Source organism: Butyrivibrio sp. AE2015 (assembly GCF_000420825.1).
Lineage (GTDB): Bacteria > Bacillota > Clostridia > Lachnospirales > Lachnospiraceae > Butyrivibrio.
The window spans coordinates 117,076-135,662 of the sequence record NZ_ATVR01000001.1 but is presented as its reverse complement, the minus strand read 5'-3'; the positions used below and the strand labels follow the sequence as shown (position 1 = coordinate 135,662).

General features: G+C 42.2%; 19 protein-coding genes and 1 other annotated feature. Of the genes, 3 read left to right on the top strand and 16 right to left on the bottom strand.

Annotated elements, in window-relative coordinates; all coding sequences use genetic code 11:
- Nucleotides 1–42: 42 nt before the first annotated feature.
- From G585_RS0100635 to G585_RS0100625, 3 genes are all read right to left on the bottom strand, one after another.
- Complete coding sequence (locus tag G585_RS0100635; RefSeq protein WP_022772251.1) at nt 43–1,047, bottom strand: pectinesterase family protein; 1,005 nt, start codon at nt 1,045–1,047, stop codon at nt 43–45.
- Between the two features lie 14 nt (nt 1,048–1,061).
- The gene (gene proS / locus G585_RS0100630; RefSeq protein ID WP_022772249.1) at nt 1,062–2,495 is read right to left on the bottom strand and encodes a proline--tRNA ligase; all 1,434 of its coding nucleotides are present in this window, start codon (nt 2,493–2,495) and stop codon (nt 1,062–1,064) included.
- Nucleotides 2,496–2,564: 69 nt separating this feature from the next.
- Nucleotides 2,565–2,796: a binding site (T-box leader), on the bottom strand.
- A gap of 45 nt (nt 2,797–2,841) precedes the next feature.
- The gene (locus tag G585_RS0100625; protein WP_022772248.1) at nt 2,842–3,864 is read right to left on the bottom strand and encodes a sugar kinase; all 1,023 of its coding nucleotides are present in this window, start codon (nt 3,862–3,864) and stop codon (nt 2,842–2,844) included.
- Between the two features lie 490 nt (nt 3,865–4,354).
- Between G585_RS0100625 and G585_RS0100620 the strand changes: the two genes are divergently transcribed.
- Complete coding sequence (locus tag G585_RS0100620) at nt 4,355–5,311, top strand: succinylglutamate desuccinylase/aspartoacylase family protein (RefSeq protein ID WP_022772247.1); 957 nt, start codon at nt 4,355–4,357, stop codon at nt 5,309–5,311.
- Between the two features lie 18 nt (nt 5,312–5,329).
- Here G585_RS0100620 and G585_RS0100615 read toward each other — a convergent pair whose 3' ends face one another.
- The 7 genes from G585_RS0100615 to G585_RS0100585 are packed head-to-tail and all read right to left on the bottom strand — an operon-like array spanning nt 5,330 to nt 11,688.
- Nucleotides 5,330–6,070, bottom strand: a complete 741-nt coding sequence (locus G585_RS0100615; RefSeq protein ID WP_022772245.1) for a DUF4198 domain-containing protein — start codon at nt 6,068–6,070, stop codon at nt 5,330–5,332.
- A gap of 20 nt (nt 6,071–6,090) precedes the next feature.
- Nucleotides 6,091–6,852: a class I SAM-dependent methyltransferase gene (locus G585_RS0100610; protein WP_022772244.1), complete on the bottom strand. Its 762-nt coding sequence runs from the start codon at nt 6,850–6,852 to the stop codon at nt 6,091–6,093.
- A gap of 38 nt (nt 6,853–6,890) precedes the next feature.
- Entirely contained in the window at nt 6,891–7,631 is a 741-nt protein-coding gene (locus tag G585_RS0100605) for an ABC transporter ATP-binding protein (protein WP_013282131.1), read from the bottom strand.
- A 1-nt stretch (nt 7,632) separates the two neighbouring features.
- A complete protein-coding gene (locus tag G585_RS16605) occupies nt 7,633–8,355 on the bottom strand; it encodes an ATP-binding cassette domain-containing protein (RefSeq protein ID WP_022772243.1) in 723 nt (240 codons plus the stop codon).
- A gap of 3 nt (nt 8,356–8,358) precedes the next feature.
- The gene (locus tag G585_RS0100595; protein ID WP_022772241.1) at nt 8,359–9,177 is read right to left on the bottom strand and encodes an ABC transporter permease; all 819 of its coding nucleotides are present in this window, start codon (nt 9,175–9,177) and stop codon (nt 8,359–8,361) included.
- Complete coding sequence (locus G585_RS0100590; RefSeq protein WP_022772240.1) at nt 9,177–10,100, bottom strand: ABC transporter permease; 924 nt, start codon at nt 10,098–10,100, stop codon at nt 9,177–9,179. The genes G585_RS0100595 and G585_RS0100590 overlap by 1 nt, the downstream gene beginning before the upstream one ends.
- Nucleotides 10,093–11,688: an ABC transporter substrate-binding protein gene (locus tag G585_RS0100585; RefSeq protein WP_022772239.1), complete on the bottom strand. Its 1,596-nt coding sequence runs from the start codon at nt 11,686–11,688 to the stop codon at nt 10,093–10,095. Before G585_RS0100585 ends, G585_RS0100590 begins: the two co-directional genes overlap by 8 nt.
- 266 nt (nt 11,689–11,954) lie before the next feature.
- On the opposite strand from G585_RS0100585, the gene G585_RS0100580 reads away from it, so the two are divergent.
- Entirely contained in the window at nt 11,955–12,302 is a 348-nt protein-coding gene (locus G585_RS0100580) for a hypothetical protein (protein ID WP_022772237.1), read from the top strand.
- 90 nt (nt 12,303–12,392) lie between these two features.
- On the opposite strand, the gene nrdG is transcribed toward G585_RS0100580, so the two are convergent.
- From nrdG to murI, 3 genes are all read right to left on the bottom strand, one after another.
- Nucleotides 12,393–12,944 (bottom strand): anaerobic ribonucleoside-triphosphate reductase activating protein, encoded by a 552-nt coding sequence (nrdG, locus tag G585_RS0100575; protein WP_022772236.1) that lies wholly within the window; start codon nt 12,942–12,944, stop codon nt 12,393–12,395.
- Nucleotides 12,945–13,025: 81 nt separating this feature from the next.
- Nucleotides 13,026–15,260, bottom strand: coding sequence for an anaerobic ribonucleoside-triphosphate reductase (nrdD, locus tag G585_RS0100570; protein WP_022772235.1), 2,235 nt, complete (start codon nt 15,258–15,260; stop codon nt 13,026–13,028).
- A 160-nt stretch (nt 15,261–15,420) separates the two neighbouring features.
- A complete protein-coding gene (murI, locus tag G585_RS0100565) occupies nt 15,421–16,242 on the bottom strand; it encodes a glutamate racemase (RefSeq protein ID WP_022772233.1) in 822 nt (273 codons plus the stop codon).
- A gap of 30 nt (nt 16,243–16,272) precedes the next feature.
- Here murI and G585_RS0100560 point away from each other — a divergent pair, with 30 nt between their 5' ends.
- Nucleotides 16,273–16,722 carry a hypothetical protein gene (locus G585_RS0100560; protein WP_155827689.1) on the top strand — a complete coding sequence of 150 codons (450 nt, stop codon included), beginning with the start codon at nt 16,273–16,275 and terminating at the stop codon, nt 16,720–16,722.
- Here the strand turns inward: G585_RS0100560 and G585_RS19645 are convergent.
- The 3 genes from G585_RS19645 to trmB form a co-directional block, all read right to left on the bottom strand.
- Nucleotides 16,708–17,469 carry a hypothetical protein gene (locus tag G585_RS19645; RefSeq protein ID WP_022772231.1) on the bottom strand — a complete coding sequence of 254 codons (762 nt, stop codon included), beginning with the start codon at nt 17,467–17,469 and terminating at the stop codon, nt 16,708–16,710. The genes G585_RS0100560 and G585_RS19645 overlap by 15 nt on opposite strands.
- Nucleotides 17,470–17,541: 72 nt before the next feature.
- Nucleotides 17,542–17,862, bottom strand: coding sequence for a thioredoxin (gene trxA, locus G585_RS0100550; RefSeq protein ID WP_022772230.1), 321 nt, complete (start codon nt 17,860–17,862; stop codon nt 17,542–17,544).
- Complete coding sequence (trmB, locus tag G585_RS0100545) at nt 17,862–18,515, bottom strand: tRNA (guanosine(46)-N7)-methyltransferase TrmB (RefSeq protein ID WP_022772228.1); 654 nt, start codon at nt 18,513–18,515, stop codon at nt 17,862–17,864. Before trmB ends, trxA begins: the two co-directional genes overlap by 1 nt.
- Nucleotides 18,516–18,587 lie beyond the last annotated feature (72 nt).

Genomic DNA, 18,587 nt, shown 5'->3' with positions numbered 1-18,587 from the left:
TCAGCAAAACGCTAATCCTGTATGCTCATTTTTACTTATAGATCAATTAAACAGTTTTACAATCTGGTCTGCCTTATTCATAAGGTCTTTGTATTTTTCACTGTCTATATCCTTCATCCAGCTATTTTTCTGGGATAAAGAGATCTCGCTGTCATCAGCAATTTCTCTGGAATTATACTCTCCGTAAGCTACTGTAGGCTCATCTTTTGTGATGCCGCCCCAACCAGAGAAACGCTCAGGAGCAACTGTCTTATCCATCCTGCAGTCAAGAAATACTGTCTTCGCCTCATCTCTCCAGGGTCTTCCAAGAAATACCGAAGCTTCATCGCAGCCATCTTCGCCTTTTACAGTGCAGTTCCTGAATACAAATCCAAGACCATCCTTACTTCCACATGCTGCTGTAACATAGCCATTAATGAATCTGTCGCCCTTATCTTCGCCGTGAGGCTGAAGCTTTCTGTTATTGCACTGAATGAAGCAGTCATCAAATACTGCATCCGCTCCACCAAAGATAAAGTCCACGTCACCGTAGATCTCGCAATTCTTGTAATACTGCTTTGTCTTTTTTCTGGGATTTAAAACTCTTGGTCCCATAAAGCCATTTTTTTGTCTCTCAGTAAGTGGAAGCGGCGCACAGAACAGTGTATCCTGGCAACCAGTCATCTTCACATTTTCAAAATAACACTCATCTGCATCGGCATAAACAGCAAGCGCCTGGCCATGTGTATAACCATCTCCAACCGTGTTCTTTATGGTCATATTTTTTACAACAACTCTTTTGCCTCCAAAAAAGGCTGTTGCTGTACGAAACGTACCACGTTTGGAGCCATCTTCCATCTCTTCAAAGGCACCATCGTCAAACTCAATGATTGTCTTATCAATGCCTTCTCCGATGAACGTTATGTCTGCTTTTTCGCAAAAGATCTTTTCGTGAAAAACTCCCTCTCCAATATGTATGAGAGTCTTTTCCTCATAAATAGCTGCCTGTATAGCCTCTGTAAACGTGGAATAATCTCCACCCTGTTTTTTTACGTTAATCTCAAGCATAGCTGCTCCCCGGATTAATATGCTCTTCCCCAATAAACCATCTTTGTAGCAGGTTTTCCACAAACCACGCAGGTTTCTGAAAGGTTTTCCTGCTCAAATGGGATACAACGGCTGGTTACGTTATAATCTTCTTTGATCTTGTCTTCACACTCGCGGCATCCACACCACATAGCTTTTACAAAGCCCTTTGTCTCTTTGAAGGCTTCAGCAAACTCTTCTTTGTTGTGTGCAGCAAATGTGTGTGCCTCAAGGTGCTTTTTAGCTCTGTCGAACATATCCTTCTGGATCTGATCAAGGAGCTCGCCTACCTTTGCAGGAACATCGCTAATAGCACATTCGATCTTTTCTCTTGTATCACGACGAACAAGTACGCACTTTCCTGCTTCAAGGTCCTTAGGTCCGATCTCGATACGAACCGGAATACCTCTCATCTCCTGCTCAGAGAACTTGTAGCCAGGAGTTCTGTCTGTATCGTCTGTCTTTACTCTGAATGCTGAAAGGCTCTTTGCAATATCGTAAGCTGCATCTAAAACGCCTTCCTTCTTCTGCTGGATAGGAATAACAACAACCTGGATTGGAGCGATCTTAGGAGGTACTACAAGTCCTGAGTTGTCTCCGTGAACCATGATCATAGCGCCGATTGTACGTGTTGTAAGTCCCCATGATGTCTGGTTTACATAATGAAGCTGGTTATCTTTTCCTGCGTACTGGATTCCAAATGCCTTGGCAAATCCATCACCGAAGTTGTGGCTTGTAGCACTCTGAAGTGCTCTACCATCATGCATAAGAGCTTCTACTGTATATGTAGCCTCAGCTCCTGCGAACTTCTCTTTGTCAGTCTTCTGTCCCTTGATAACAGGAATAGCCATATCGTTCTCAAGGAAATCAGCATATACGTTAAGCATCTGCTGTGTGCGCTCTTCAGCCTCTTCGAATGTTGCGTGAGCTGTGTGTCCTTCCTGCCAGAGGAACTCTCTGCTTCTAAGGAAAGGTCTTGTCTCTTTTTCCCAACGAACAACGCTGCACCACTGGTTTAATACCTGTGGAAGGTCTTTATATGAATGAATCTCTCCCTTGTAATAGTCACAGAAAAGCGTTTCTGATGTAGGTCTTACGCAGAATCTCTCTGCAAGTGGCTCAAGTCCGCCATGTGTAACCCATGCTACTTCAGGAGCAAATCCTTCAACGTGATCCTTTTCCTTCTGAAGAAGTGACTCAGGAATGAACATTGGAAGGTATGCATTCTGAACTCCTGTCTCCTTAAATCTTGCATCAAGGTGCTTCTGAATAAGCTCCCAGATTGCGTATCCTGCAGGCTTGATTACCATACATCCCTTAATGTTAGAGTAGCTAACCAGGTCAGCCTTGATACATACGTCTGTGTACCATTGTGTGAAATCCTCATCCATAGATGTGATTTCAGCTACAAGTTTCTTGTTGTCTGCCATTTTTCTTTCTCCTTTTAATCTATGAAGTGGATACGAAAAATAATGAAAAAAAGCCTTCGCATCCCTATAAACAGGGACCGAAGGCTAGTCGGCGGTACCACCCTATTTAAATCTGCATTCAAAAGCAGATTTCACTTCATTGACACCCTTAACGCGGGAAACGCTGTGTTTACGCATCATCGCAAAAATGTTTTCACACAGGACTCCAAGGCAGGTTCACTTAGCTATCGTAAGAGCTCGCACCATCCGCTCTCTCTCTGAAACGCTTTGCTAAATTACTATTCCTCTTCAACGTCTATAAATATGTTTAAAAATGATTTTATTAACATTTAACTTCATTGTCAAGTTATCTGTTAAGCTCGCTGGTAGGCCCAACTGCTTTATGATTCTTAATAATACTGTCAATTTCTCTAAGGTCACTTGCAGGAAGATCTCCGGGAATTGTGTTCTTTACACTAGATGTAGCATTACCATATTCAAGAGCTTTTTCTACATCATCATACTTAAGAAGTCCATAGAGAACACCTGAAACATAGGCATCACCTGAACCAATTCTGTCGATAACATCGATGTCCTTATAAGGCTGCTCTGTGTAGAACTTATCCTTTGGTGCATCGTATATTGTAGAAGTAAAGTTATGCTTTCTAGGACTGATTACTTCTCTCTGAGTTGTGCACACTACCTTAACAGGATATTCAGTTGTGTAGCTCTTCATGATGTCTGCAAGGTCGCCCTCTTTCTGCATCATGCGGCGTGATGTCTCCTCAGAAACAAAGAGAATATCTACATATGGCAATATGTGCTTAATGGCTGCTCTTGCCTCTTCTTCGCTCCAGAGATTAGCTCTGTAATTGCAGTCAAAAGAAACCAAGGCTCCGCCCTTTTTAAATCTCTTAATAAGTTCTGTTGTAACCTCGCAGGTATTCTTATTAAGCGCAAGTGTAATTCCACTGGTGTGGAACATTCTTGTTGAAGTATAAACATCCTCAGGAATCTCATCTAAAGAAATCTTTGTCATAGAGGAATTTTTTCTGTCATATACAATAGAAGGCTTACGTGGAGCTGCGCCGTTCTCATAGTAGTAGATTCCAAGTCTGGCATCATCAGATTCATCGTAGATCAGATAGTCATCAGAAACGCCCTCAAATCTGATTCTGTTCTTAATGAATGTTCCCAATGCATTCTGGGGAAGCTTGGAAATTACGCCGGTACGAAGTCCCAAGAGAGCAACTCCGGACGCAACATTCAGCTCTGAGCCACCGGCTCTTTTATCAAAAACATCGCCTCTTGTCATTCTCTCGTAATTAGGCGGTGACAATCTAAGCATTATCTCGCCAAGTGTTATCAGATCAAAATTTTTTTCTCCCATTTCAAAAGCCCTCCTTACTATATTTTAAATCATAAATCCTGAACTCCAAAAATGAAAGTGCTTACATCTTGTAAATCTTGCAAATACTGAATGTTTAGAGTCGTTCATTTTTTTCCACTTTTTGTATCATGTAAGCACTTACATGGCGCACAATATTAATGTATCATTGCATCATCAGCTGAGAGCTGATACTTAATAAGCCGATTTACGTTCGCCATAACGTATTTCCTTTATAAAAACCTCTAACACAAAAAGAAGACTGTCCCCAACAGTCTTCTTTTACATTATGTAAAAATATACTTTCTTGCGAGACTTTTAATACATCCTCATTATTATACTTCATACATGTATCCTCACAAATTTATGTTCGTTAGTTATGGTACTGATGTTTATGGTTTTTTGTGTACGCGTGAGCTATGTAACCCCCCAGGGGGCTTGAAAGTCCCTGTCCTAACATGATAACCTTGGCTATGAAGCGAGGGTTAATACAATGGCGAAAATAAATATAGCCGGACACGAGCTTAGGTCCGGCAAGACGATAAAAGACCATATACATGTAGATGGAACTGAGATACACATTCCACATATCATCATCTGTGGCGAAAAGCCGGGCAAAACCGTACTAGTTACAGCAGGTATCCATAATGCGGAATATGTCGGCATTCAGGCAGCTATTGAGCTCTCTAATGAGATTTCTCCCAAAGACCTTTCAGGAAATCTTATCATCATCCCCTTAGCCAATAGGTCAGGTTTTGAAAACAGAACAATGTCCCTTGTTTACGAGGATGGCAAGAATCTCAACAGGGTCTTCCCGGGAGACAAGGATGGTTCAGCCGCCGATCGCCTGGCAAGCCTTCTGTTTGATGTTTTTATCAAAAACGCTGATGCTTACATTGACCTGCATAGCGGAGACGGATACGAGACTCTTATCCCCTACGCATACTACGTGGGAGCTTCTCCTGCCAGCGATATTGCAAAAAAGATGGTAGACTGCGTCAACGCCTCCTACTGCGTAAAGAGTACCTGTACCACCGAAGGCGCCTACAACACAGCATCCATGGCCGGAATCCCCAGTGTTCTCATAGAGCGCGGTCAGTTAAGCCTGCTTCCAAAGGATGAGGTACAGGCAGACAAAGAGGATGTGCTGAACATTTTGAAATTCCTTGGTCTTATTGAAGGAGAGTACAAGACATATCCCAAGACAGAACTCAGAGAATTCAGTGATGATGCCCCATTCACCGGCTGCTGGTATCCGGAGAAAAAGGTGGGAGAGAAATTTTCAAAAGGTGATAAATTTGGCGAGATAAGGGATTACTTTGGAAGACCCCTTCACACAGCCATTGCCGATACTGACGGAGTTCTGATCCACCAGTGCTCATCTCTTAGCATAATAAAGAATGGTCCCATGGTGACCTACGGAGTAATACAAAAACAGGATGCATGTTGAATGCATCCTGTTTTTGTATTACCTTTTAACGTATGTGAATGTTGAAGCTATCTCTTTGCTGTCATAGATTTCGGGAATTCCTTCCGCCAGCGGAGTTCTTGTAACGGCCATATACACACCCTTTTTCTCCACTGAGAAGAATATCCTGCCTTCCTCATCTGTGTTCAGGATTCTCTCAAAATACTCTTTTCCATCATAGAACACAACAACTACCGTGGATCCCTTAAGCGGGAATTTGTCGTGAATAAGCTTTAAATGAAGTACGTCGGTGTCTGCTTCCCAGGGATCGGGAACGAAGCTTACTCTGGACTCATGGATAAATTCGGGAGTCCCCTTCTTATCTCCAACAGTTATGTTTGTCACATATATCTGAGGATAGTTCTTGGCATCAAGAATATCAGGATATGTCCTTCTGTCGCCCTCATAATACACGTCTTTTTCATCTCTTACATAATTGTTGTCATAGATACACATAAGGGTGTAAATGCCCTCAGAAACTGGCGTAAAGCGAAGCTCATAGTAGTCTCCCTGCTCATCGCCCGGACCCTTAACCGGTGTTATTGCTATTCTGTTTCCTTTTTCATCTGTGGCGAAGGCTCTTATCTCATCAAGACGAAAGAATCCGTCCGGCCTCATGTGATGTCCCCACCTCATTATTCCGCAGACTTCTTCCCCCGGCTCATATACACTCTTGTCAGTGATTATCCAGGCTTCGTGGCCATATACCATCATATCTGTAGTATCAATTCCTCTTCTCATTTCAAACTCCATTCATATTATTAGACTATTGCTTTCTGAGCCTTTACCAGAAACATCCTGTCAGGCATATAAAACTGGTCTTTCTCGCTATAGAGTCTATCTCCCGCTCCAAGATCAGTAACTATATTTTCATAACCGATTTTTTCAAGACAAGCCTTGTCCCACTCCGGTCTGTCCAAAGTGCTGATAGATAACATGTGGTAAATATCGTGGCACTCCTCTACCATGGCGTCGGTCACATTTTTGTGGGCAAGGTTCTGCATCTGATCATAGTGATGAAATCCCTTTGCATACTCCGCATCATACACAAGCAGCATTCCTCCCGGCTTTAACACTCTGTGCCACTCCATGTAGGCTTCCACCGGATGCGGAAGTGTCCATACAAGATTTCTATTTATCACCAGATCAAAAGAGCTATCGGCAAAATCCAGTTTCTCGGCGTCCATAACCATAAGGCGCGCCTTTGCTCCATGGCGTGAAAGCAGCTCTTTTCCCTTCTCTATCATCTCAGGCGTAAGATCCACGCCCGTCACCTCAAACCCGAAATCCGACAACACCATTTCAAAAAAACCGGCTCCGCATCCAACATCCAGAACAGACAGCTTATCATCAGCTGAAAAGTGCCTTAAAAACTCCGCCTGCCACAGCTGTTTTTTCCTGCTGTGGATCTCCTCGTGCTTATGCTCACTAAAGCTCTCAGCTCTCTTGGACCAATAGGTCACTACTTTATCTTTGATATCTTCAGCTTCCTCCTCAAAAGGAATCTGCATAAGTTTAGTCATATTACTACGTATACCTCAATTATTTTTCTAAAAGTTTGTTACTCAATAAGATTATCAAGCAGTTCTTTCGTGTACTCATGTTGTGGATTTCCAAGAACTTTACCGGTCTCTCCCTCTTCCACACACTCGCCGTTTTTCATTACCATTATCCTGTCGCACAGCATGCTCACCAGAGCAATGTCATGGGAGACAAATATGATCGACACCCCTTCTTTTTCCCTCAGCTGCTGCAAAAGAGCTACTACCTGGGCCTGAGTTGTAACATCCAGCGCACTTGTTGCCTCATCGCACAAAAGAATCCCGGCATCAGAACACAGCGCCCTTGCAATTGACATTCGCTGGCACTGTCCTCCGGACATGCTTCCTGCCTTTTTCTCCAAAAGACTCTCATCAAGCCCAACGGCCTCAAGGATTCGTGACAGTTTTTCATGGCCACAGCCCTTTGCAGCTTCCACAACGGCTTTTTTCATCTTCATTCTTGGGTCAAAAGACATCTGGGCATCCTGAAATATCATCTGCAGAAAAGTTCCGGCAAAGGCCGGCGACTTACCTGTATACTCTGTTCCCTTATAATAAAGATTTCCACTATCAGGCTTTTCCAGGCAGCTGACATGACGAAGAAGGGTGCTCTTTCCACTTCCGCTCTCGCCGACGATTCCAAGGATCTCTCCATTTTTCAGGAAGAAACTCACATCCTTTAAAGCCTGCAATTTTTTGCCTTTATCAACGTAACTTTTATTTAGATTTTTTCCTTCTAAAATTATATCTGAATCCGGCATATCAGCTCACCTTCAGTCTTGGTACGGCCTTCAAGAGATTCTTTGTGTAATCGTTTTGCGGATTCTCCAGGATCTCTTTTGCAGGGCCACACTCAAGCATCCTGCCATTTTTCATGATTCCAATGTAATCAGCCATTTTAGATGCAATACCCAAATGGTGGGTAACCATCAGAATAGTAGTGCCCTTTAGTTTGTTGATCTCAAGAAGCTGCTCCACAACCATACCTGCAGTTTTAACATCCAGGGCGCTTGTAACTTCATCGCACAATAAAATCCCCGGTTCCAGGAGCATTGTTGTGGCAATGGCCATACGCTGGTTCATGCCTCCTGACAGCTCATAAGGCCTTGATGCAAGCGCTCTTTTAGCATCATTAAGTCCCAGGATCCGGAGCGTCTTCTCAACTTCATCTATTTTAAAATCAATGTCATTGCTCTTTAGCGCCTCCATGATCTGTGCCTTGTAAGTCCTTATGGGATTAAAAGATCCCCCGGGATTCTGAGGCACAACGCCAAGCAAAATGTCTTTTGGGGTCTCTATACTGCCGTTTGTTACAGTCACACCTCCAAAGCCATGAATAGCCTTCAGAAGCGTAGATTTACCGCTTCCGCTCTCACCGACGATGCAGACTCTTTTACCTGCTTCCACCTCAAAAGAGATATCATTTATAACATTCTCATCACCGTAACCGGCAGAGAGATTGCTTATCCTAAGTATTGTATCCATGCATTAGTCCTCATCTCTGTATTCCATGACGCAGTCCCCAAGATAGTTAAATACTATGATGGTGACTATGGTGGCAATTGCCGGATACAGCACAGCCCAAGGTGCAATCTGTATATACGCCCTGGATTCATTGATCATTGATCCCCACTCAGCAGTGGGTGGAACAACTCCAAGCCCCAAAAAGGACAGGCCCGAGATACCTATCATTGTGGTTCCTATCTGCGTAAGGGCGTTTGTAAGAAGTGGTGCTATTATATTGGGAAGTATGTGGGCCATCATTATAGCCGGTCCACTCTTTCCCGCCAGTTTTGCAGCTTGCACGTAGGGGCAATTCTTTATGGCGAAAGTATGACTCCGTGCAAGTCTGGCAAACCCGGTCCACATAGTTATTCCCAGCGCGATCATGGCACTTGAAAGTCCTCCTCCAAGAATGCCCGCAACCGCGATGGCTACTACCATCTGAGGAAATGCCAGCATAATATCGGCAATCCTCATCATAATTTCATCCAATATTCCGCCATAATATCCGCCAAGGATTCCAATAATGCTTCCCAGGATGAAAGAAATCGCAACCAATATAAATGTAGCTGCTATAGTTGTCCTTGCTCCATATAAAACTCTTGAAAATACGCATCTTCCCAGGTTATCTGTTCCAAACAGAAATTCCCCGGACGGAGCTGACCTTATGGCTGATGCGCTTGTTGCATATGGGTCATTAGGTGCGATAACACTTGCGAAAAGAGCTATAAGCACCAAAAGAAGTGCAACACCTGCAGATATTATTACTTTTATTCTGTTAATCTTTTTCCGTTTATGGTTCATTAAAAAGACCTCGGATCCAAAAGCCTGTAGGTAATATCAACTATCAGATTTATAACAACATAGATTGTTCCCATAATAAGCACAAAGCCCATGATCACAGGGTAGTCCCTGGCTGTTATGGAATCCATCACAAGTTTGCCGATACCCGGCCATCTGAAAATATTCTCAATAACAACGCTGCCTCCCATCAGGGTTCCGATCTGAAGGCCGATTATTGTAAGTATGTGTCCAAGGCTGTTTCTAAGGACATTGTTGATAAGAATAAATCTGCCCTTTACCTTTCTGGACTTCATTCCCACAACATACTCTTCCCCAAGCTGATCTAAGAGTTCGCTCCTAATCTGTCTTGTAAACCTTCCTGCCATGGGTATTGCCAGAGAAAGCGCAGGGAGCATAAGTCCTTTGATGCTTCCATCTGCAATTACGGGAAAGACCTTGATATGTATGCAAAACAGATACATCAAAAGTACTGATATCAGGAAATTCGGAAGAGAATTACCTATAAATGAAAAGAGCCTGACAATATGGTCTACCAATTTTCCTTTTTTGACCGCTGACACTATTCCCAGTGGAAAAGAGATTATAAGCGCCAAAAGCAGACTGGTTAAAGCCAGTCCACATGTGTTCTTAAGCCCTTTTATCAGTTTTGGCGCGACCGGAAGATCATCCTTAAAGGAAACGCCAAAATCTCCCCTAAGAACATTCGAAAGCCACTCCGCGTACCTAACGATAAAGGGGCGGAGGAGGCCAAGCCTCTCCCGCTCCGCTTGCAGTATTTCTTTTGTGACCACCACACCCTGGGAGGTGAGTCTCTTTTCCGCAGGGTCACCGGGAGCCAGATACATTATGCCAAACACAAGAAAGCTCAGCACTAAAAGTATCAGGGCAAGTCCCAGGATCCTTTTAAGTATTTGTTTAGCCATTAATGTCAGTCTCTGCGTCTACTCCATAGAAATCGAAAGGAACATACTCAGCAAATCCGCTTACGCCCTTACGAAGAACTGTAGTGTTATTGAAAAGTCCAACATATCCAAATGCATTGTCATCTATAGCAATCTGAACGATCTTGTTGGCAAGCTCTGCTCTCTTTGCAGTATCTGTCTCAATTCTGAGCTGCTCAATCATGCTCTGGCATTCAGCACTCTCAAATCCACCTACATTGTAGTAAGCTCCGTCTGCAAGAGTTGAGTCGATGAAGTAAAGAGGATCACCTGACTTATCAGCGATCATGCAGTAAAGAGCAAGATCAAAATCAGCGTTTGCAATGTAAGTAGCATCCGGATCTTCCTCAACTCTAAGTGTTGAATCAATACCAACAGCCTTAAGCTGCTCCTGGATTAGGATTGCAAGAGTATCAAGAGATCTTGCTGCATAGTATGCAATGCTGATGCTGAGCTTATTACCATCCTTCTCATAGATGCCGTCAGCTCCAAGTGTATAACCATCGGCCTCCAAAAGCTCTTTTGCCTTGGCAGTATCTACTGCAGGAACATTTACCTTGCCATAAGCAGCTGATGTTGAGAATGGTCCAACTGCTGCAGATACTGTACCTGAAAGGTACTCTGCAATCTTGTCCTTATCAACAGTGAGATTGATTGCTTCTCTCACAGAATCATCAAGTGTATTCTCATTGAGAATGTAGAACTGAAGACGTGCACCTGGAATTGAAACTACATCGTACAGATCAGGGCTCTGGTTATAAACCTCAAGAGCTGCTGATGAAACGCTGTTGTAGCAGTCGATCTCGCCGCTCTGCATAGCAAGGAGCTTGGGATCATCCTCCTGCATGTAGTAGAATACAGCGCCGTCGAGCTTAACATCGCCGCCCCAGTAGTTTTCGTTCTTTGCTACTGTTACGTCTCCCTCAGGGATAAACTCTGTAATAACAAATGGTCCTGTGCATACAGGTGCGTTGTCAAAATCTGTTGTTGCATCAAGATCGATCATTCCGCACTCAGGGCTTGCCAGATCGTTCTTAAGAGTAGGATAAACTTCCTTTGTATCGATAACGATTGTCTTGTCATCTGTAGCAGTCATTTCAAAATCGCCAAGATAAGCAAATCTGCTGTTCTCTGCAGCAAGACGCTGAAGGTTTCTGATGACCATATCAGCTGTCAGAGGGTTTCCGTTTGAGAACTGAACTCCATCATTAAGTGTAATTGTCCATGTGCTGCCATCAGCTACTGCGTCTTTGGCAAGGCATGGTACTGCGCTCATGGTCTCATCAAGCTTAAACAGTGCCTCTGAAACACCATAAATTGATGTGTACCATCCATAATACTCTTTGTGTACGTCAAGACTTGGATAAGCAAAAGATGCTGCAGTGTGAAGAATCTTTTCACCTGTAGCCGTAGACTGGCTTGCGTCAGCTGTCTGATTCTCAGATGTTGTTGCCTGTGTATCAGCAGGTGTCTGCGTTTCTGTTGTATGTGTGTCTGCACCTGAACCACAAGCTACCATTGATAATGCCATGGTTGCAGCAAGAAGCGCTGCTAAAAATTTACTCTTCATAATTTAGTAACCTCCACTGTGTTTATATTGACTCACACAAATGAAAGGATAACATTGTCATATCCGCCCCACAAGCCCCCCGGGGGGTTCCTGACACACTTAACTTGGCACAATACATGCCTCCATGAAATGGTCTTTCATCACAACTTTCATCACAAAAATTTTATAATCTGTTCGATTGAAACATTCGTTCGACAAGTGTATTATATGTAATACACAAACAGTTGTTCGGAACATATATTCGGTATTTGTTATGAGGAAATGCTATGGAAACAGATTATAAGATCATTGCGGTGGACTTTGATGGAACGCTTTGCTATAGCAACTGGCCGGATCTGGGCGCACCTAATAAGACACTAATAGAATATCTGATTAAAGAAAAAGCTGCCGGAAATAAGCTCATCCTCTGGACCTGCCGTGCGGGGCAGGCGCTGATGGACGCCACAAGATGGTGTGAGGACCACGGTCTGTCTTTTGATGCGGTCAATGACAACCTGCCTGAGATAGTAGAGCTTTATGGAAACAATAGTAGGAAGATCACCTGTGACCTGTATATTGACGACAGAAGTGTCTATATCGATGCTATGGGAAATCTCCAAGGAGCTGCATTATGAGTAGTCTTAATAAGTGTAGTAAACCATAAATCCAAAGTTATGGGCACTTCTAGATTTTATGCCACTCGCGAGAAAGTATAGTTTAAGATGTCATGCTTTTCTCGATTCGTCTCTGTCATTATATTTGGATAAGACTATGTTTCCTGTTTTTAGTGTCTCTTGAACATCAATGACTCGCTGGTTAGAAGATCCTCTGAATCTAAGCATAAGATCTTTTTTATCAAGAATAAACTCACCGTCAACAAGAATATCTGTCATTGAAAGAATTGCATCTGTATCTTCCCCGTGACAACGCTTATTATTGGGATCAGTAAGTTCTTCCCATACGTATCCTGAGTAAATCCATATTGTTTTTCCCGGGCATTCATCTTTTATACGCTTGATAAATGGAGATAGTACCTTTTGGTTAGCCACCTCCATAGGCTCACCTCCAAGAATAGTTATCCCATTGATGTAGGCCGGTTTCAATGACTCAATTATTTCATCTTCTACTGCCTTGGTGAACAATTCACCATAATTAAAGTCCCAGGTCATCTCGTTAAAGCATCCCTTGCAATGATGCGTACAACCAGATACAAATAATGATGTCCTGCACCCAATACCATTTGCAACATCTGTATATATAATCTGCCCGTAATTCATAATATACCTCTCTGATAAGCGATAAGCCGGGATTTCTCCCGGCTCTTCACTTTTTATGTAATAAACTTTTTCATACACGTATTAACTGCATTTTGGGTTTGACATATGAAGAACTCGCTCTTTGATCTCCTGTGTACGTCCCTGGTTCCAGAACTGTGTTCCAATGTAGCCGCATGTACGTCTTGCAACGTTCATCTTGTTCTGGTCACGGTTTCCACAGTTAGGGCACTCCCAAATAAGCTTTCCATCTGTATCTGTAACGATCTTGATCTCTCCGTCGTAACCACAGCACTGGCAGTAATCTGACTTTGTGTTGAGCTCAGCGTACATGATGTTTTCATAGATGTACTTCATAACTGAGATAACTGCCTCGATATTGTTGTTCATGTCAGGAACTTCAACATAGCTGATAGCTCCGCCAGGTGAAAGGGCCTGGAACTCAGATTCGAATTTAAGCTTTGTGAAAGCATCGATCTGCTCTGTTACATGAACATGATAGCTGTTTGTAATATAGTTCTTATCTGTTACTTCAGGAATGATACCAAATCTCTTCTGAAGGCACTTAGCAAACTTATATGTTGTTGACTCAAGTGGTGTTCCATAAAGTGAGAAAGAAATATTTGTATCAGCTCTCCACTTTGCACACTTGTCATTAAGGAACTGCATTACCTTAAGTGCAAAGTCTTTTCCTCTAGGATCTGTATGAGATACACCCTTCATGTATTTTGTACATTCGCAAAGACCTGCATATCCAAGAGAAATTGTTGAATAGTTGCCAAAGAGCAGAGGATCAATTGTCTCTCCCTTAGCAAGTCTTGCCAAAGCTCCGTTCTGCCAGAGGATTGGTGCTACATCTGAAGGTGTTCCAAGAAGTCTGTTATGTCTGCACATAAGTGCTCGTTTGCAGAGCTCTGTTCTCTCTTCCATAAGCTGCCAGAACTTCTCTTCATCCTTATTGGATGAGCAAGCTACATCAACAAGGTTGATTGTAACTACGCCCTGGTTGAAACGACCATAATACTTGTGATCGCCTTCTTTGTAATTCAAAGCATGTGCCTTATTATCTTTGTTGCAAAGACCTTCTGCTACATTCTCGTTATCAGGTGTAAGGAAGCTTCTGCATCCCATGCAAGGATATACATCGCCGCCCTTTAATTCTTTCATTTTCTTAGCTGAAATGTAATCAGGAACAAGTCTCTTTGCTGTACACTTAGCAGCAAGTTCTGTCAAATACCAGTACTTTGAATCCTCGTGGATATTGTCCTCATCAAGAACGTAGATAAGCTTAGGGAATGCTGGTGTAATAAGCTGTCCCTTCTCGTTCTTAACACCAAGGATACGCTGCTTGAGCATCTCTTCGATAACCATTGCAAGGTCTTCTCTTTCCTGACCTTCCGGTACTTCGTCAAGATACATGTAAACTGTAATAAATGGAGCCTGTCCATTTGTTGTCATAAGAGTGATGACCTGGTACTGAATTACCTGGCATCCTCTTTCGATCTCTTTTTTAACTCGCATCTCTGCGATCTCGTTTACCTGCTTCTTGTTGATCTTCATTCCGGCAGTTTCAAACTCAAGAGCAACTTCTTTTCTGAATTTCTGTCTTGAAACATCAACAAATGGTACAAGATGTGAAAGAGTAATACTCTGTCCGCCGTACTGTGAGCTTGCGATCTGAGCGATTGCCTGTGTTGCAATGTTGCAGGCAGTTGAGAAGCTCTTTGGTCTCTCGATCATTGTTTCAGAAATAACTGTTCCGTTCTGAAGCATATCCTCGAGGTTTACAAGACAACAGTTGTGCATATGCTGTGCAAAGTAATCTGAATCATGGAAGTGGATAAGTCCCTCTTCATGTGCCTTTACAACATCTTCAGGAAGAAGGAATCTTCTTGTGATATCCTTAGATACCTCACCTGCCATGTAATCTCTCTGCACGCTGTTAACAGTAGGGTTCTTGTTTGAGTTCTCCTGCTTAACTTCCTCATTGCTGCACTCAATAAGAGACATGATCTGCTCATCAGTAGTGTTGGACTTTCTGACAAGAGCATGCTTATAGCGGTATGTGATGTATTTTCTGGCAACCTCAAGTTTACCTGATTTCATGAGGCCATCCTCAACCATATCCTGGATTTCCTCAACGCTTGCTGCACGTGTAAGTGATGCGCACTGACTCTCTACAGCTCTCTCAATATCGCTTATCTGTCCAGCTGTAAGCTTTTTTTCGTCGGTAACTTCGTTGTTTGCCTTCTCAATAGCAGCTATGATCTTATCGCCATTAAAGATCACTTCCTTACCGCTTCTCTTAATTATTTTCATAAGAACCCCCTTCTAAAGTTTAAAAATTCTTGGTTTTTTCCCATAAATTAGACATGTCTATCATCTAGCAATAAACATGTCGGTCTTTTTAAAAAATCACTATATATTGTGGTCGTAACTATATAATAATACATTATATAGATTAATTCAAGGTCTGTTTTTAATCGATTTTTCGTACCTGTTCAAGCCTGTTATGCAGTCTTTTCAAGTGTTCTAACGTTTTTTCATCATTTACTTCATTTCCTGAAAAATAATATTTTGTTTTTGTATCATACAATATATTGTGGTGCTCATCAAAATAAACTACCCTATCTGGATCATCAGAAAGAGTAATTCCTGTAACATCAGCTAAATGCCTGATAGTTCCAAGGTTTCCGTCTATGAGCAGAGTATCATCGCCAAAGTATTCCTTATACAAAGGCTTGAAATAGTTAAAATGTGTACACCCAAGCACCAATGCAGAATAGTCATCTTTGTCATACTCTGAGAACTGGCTGTTTATGTAATCTCTAACTTGCGCTGACTCGAACTCTTCTCTCTCTGCAAACTCCACAAGTCTTGGCATTGGAAGAAGATCTACTCTATGGTCCTCATCTACCCTGTGAAGCAGATTTTTTAATTTATCTTCTCTGATCGTAACAGGCGTAGCGATAACCATTATACGCTTTTTATCTGTTCCTTCAACGGCAGGTTTTACGGCTGGCTCCATCCCCAGTATTGGCAGGCTATAACGCTTTCTAAGTTCCTTTACAGCCACACTGGTTGCGGTGTTGCAGGCTATGACTATAGCGTCAACGCCCTGTTTTATGAGAAACTCTGTTATCTCTATTGCGTAACCAAGTATCTGTTCCTTAGTTTTTAATCCATAAGGAACATGCTCTGTATCTGCATAAAAAATATATTCTTGTCCCGGCAACTGGTGGTAGGCTTCGTGAAGAACAGACAAACCTCCTATGCCAGAATCAAAAATGCCAATCTTCATTATTTTTTCCTCTTTTGTTATACTAATTATATGAGCGAAAAAAAATTTGACGAACTTCAAAAACTATATGATAGCACAAAGATAGGATCTCTTGTACAAGAGATCTGTGAGTATTACTCTACTCAGGATGGTTATGAGGATAACTCATATCAGGACGAGATTGAGCCTACTGAGATTGTTGAATCTATCTATGTTCTGTTCTGCCTTCAGAGCAGGGAACAGATATTGGATGAAATGGCTTTGGTTCAAAAGAAATACCCAACCATTTATTCATCAATTAAATCTCTGCATAATACTCTTTTGGTGAACATGGACTATCAGTCTTTAGAGGCAAGCTGCGCTAAAAAAATAGCAGCTTACGTCAAAGACACTTCCAGTAACGAAGTACTGTCTCATGCGGATATGTTCTCACGCTCAAGCAATAATCTCGCTGAAGCGGAGGACAAGTTTTACACATGGCTTCACTCAAGGAGTAGATAAGTACTTCATAGAAGCGTAAAGCTGCATGTTTTCATACTCTACCAAAGCCCAATAGCCATCACTACTTACAGCGATTCTCTTCAGTGTTGTTCCTTTTTGAGCTATTGCTTTGATAGTGCTCGAATCTTCAGAGCTTGGCACAGACCTAAGGTTAAGATCTGCCGTCAGCGTAACTGTGTCATTTGTCAGTGTATATCCCTCAGGAATCGCTGTCACAACTGTCTCCTGAGTATCTGGATCGTTCATATATCTATCAAATATTTTCATTTTGGCAAAAAAGACAAGCAAAGCAAGAATAAATACGCCGGTTATAACTGAGGCTACTCTTACGAGAAGCTCCGGTGTTATGCCTCTATGTGACTCTTCGTCTTCATCGTCGTCATCATAGTCATCTTCATCGTAATCTTCATCCTCATCCTCGTCTTCATCATAATCATCTTCTTCACGATCATCCTGGTAATCGCGCTCCCTGCGAGGCCTTGGACTTGGACCCTGCTTTTCTTCCTTTTCCTCAGGTTCCTCTTCAGGCCTGGATGATTGATTTTTAGCCTGCTCACGAAGGAACTCTTCGCGCTCTTCTGCCGTAAAAAATGAATAAGGATCTTCTATTTCAATATTGTTGATCTCTGTTGTGGCAAATAAATCCTTGGGCTCTTCTGCCTTGATATCTTTGCTATCTTTGATATCCTTGCCACCCTCAACTTCTCTTTTTTTGTAATCAGAAAAATTAGTAATCTTATCTCCCAAAACGTTTCTCCCAAATAATCAGCTCTTTTATCTGATCTCAAACCTTGGTCCCCTAACAGAAAGTGCTGACCCTTAGGCCAGCACCTTATCTATGATACCCTGAAGTTTTGTCTTATTTAATGCTCCAACAGCTGTCTCGATAACCTCTCCATCCTTAAAGAATGCAAACATTGGAATCGACATAACGTTATATTTCTGAGCAATGTCAGGTGACTGATCTACATTTATCTTTCCTACTTTAAGCTCCCCTTCGTACTCATCAGCAAATTCATCGATAAGTGGCGCCATCATCTTGCAAGGACCGCACCAGTCTGCAGAAAAATCAACAAGAACCGGTAATTTGCTTTTCAATACTTCTTCATCAAAGTTCTGACTGTTTAAATTATAGTCCATTATTTAATCCCCTTTCTGCTTACAATATATTTGTAAATTGGATTACCTAGTGATGAGAACTTCTCCTCATACTCTGTCATCACATTGCCCTCATTCATAACTGGGTCATGATGAAGATCGTATGTCACTGCATCTAAGTTCCAGCCTGCAGGTTCCACCTCATCAAGTGCGAACTGAAAAAGATCCTTATTATCAGTCTTGAACTCTACAACGCCATCCGGTCTTAAGATTTGGTCATATCTTCCAAGGAACTGCCTTGATGGAAGACGCCTTTTAGCGTGCCTGTCCTTAGGCCAAGGATCTGAGAAGTTAAGATAAATCTTATCTACCTCCGCCGGAGCAAATACTTCCGTTATATCTTCTGCATCCATTCGGATGAACTTAACATTTGGTAAAAGAAGCTGTTCCTGTTTCTGGATTGCTCTGAGAAGTACACTTGAATACTTTTCTATACCGACATAATTGATATTGGGATTCAGTGTAGCCAGATCCATGAGGAATCTGCCTTTTCCCATTCCAATCTCAATATGAAGTTCATTGTCATTGCCAAATACTTCTTTTTTCCAGAGACCTTTTAACTTCTCCGGATCCTTAACAGTAAAATTGCTATCAGCGATCACCTCACGTGATCCTGCGATGTTTCTTAAGCGCATTCCTTACCCTACCTGTAATTCTTATAAGAGAATTTTACAACATTTGAGGAAAGTTGAAAAGTTAGCTATTTG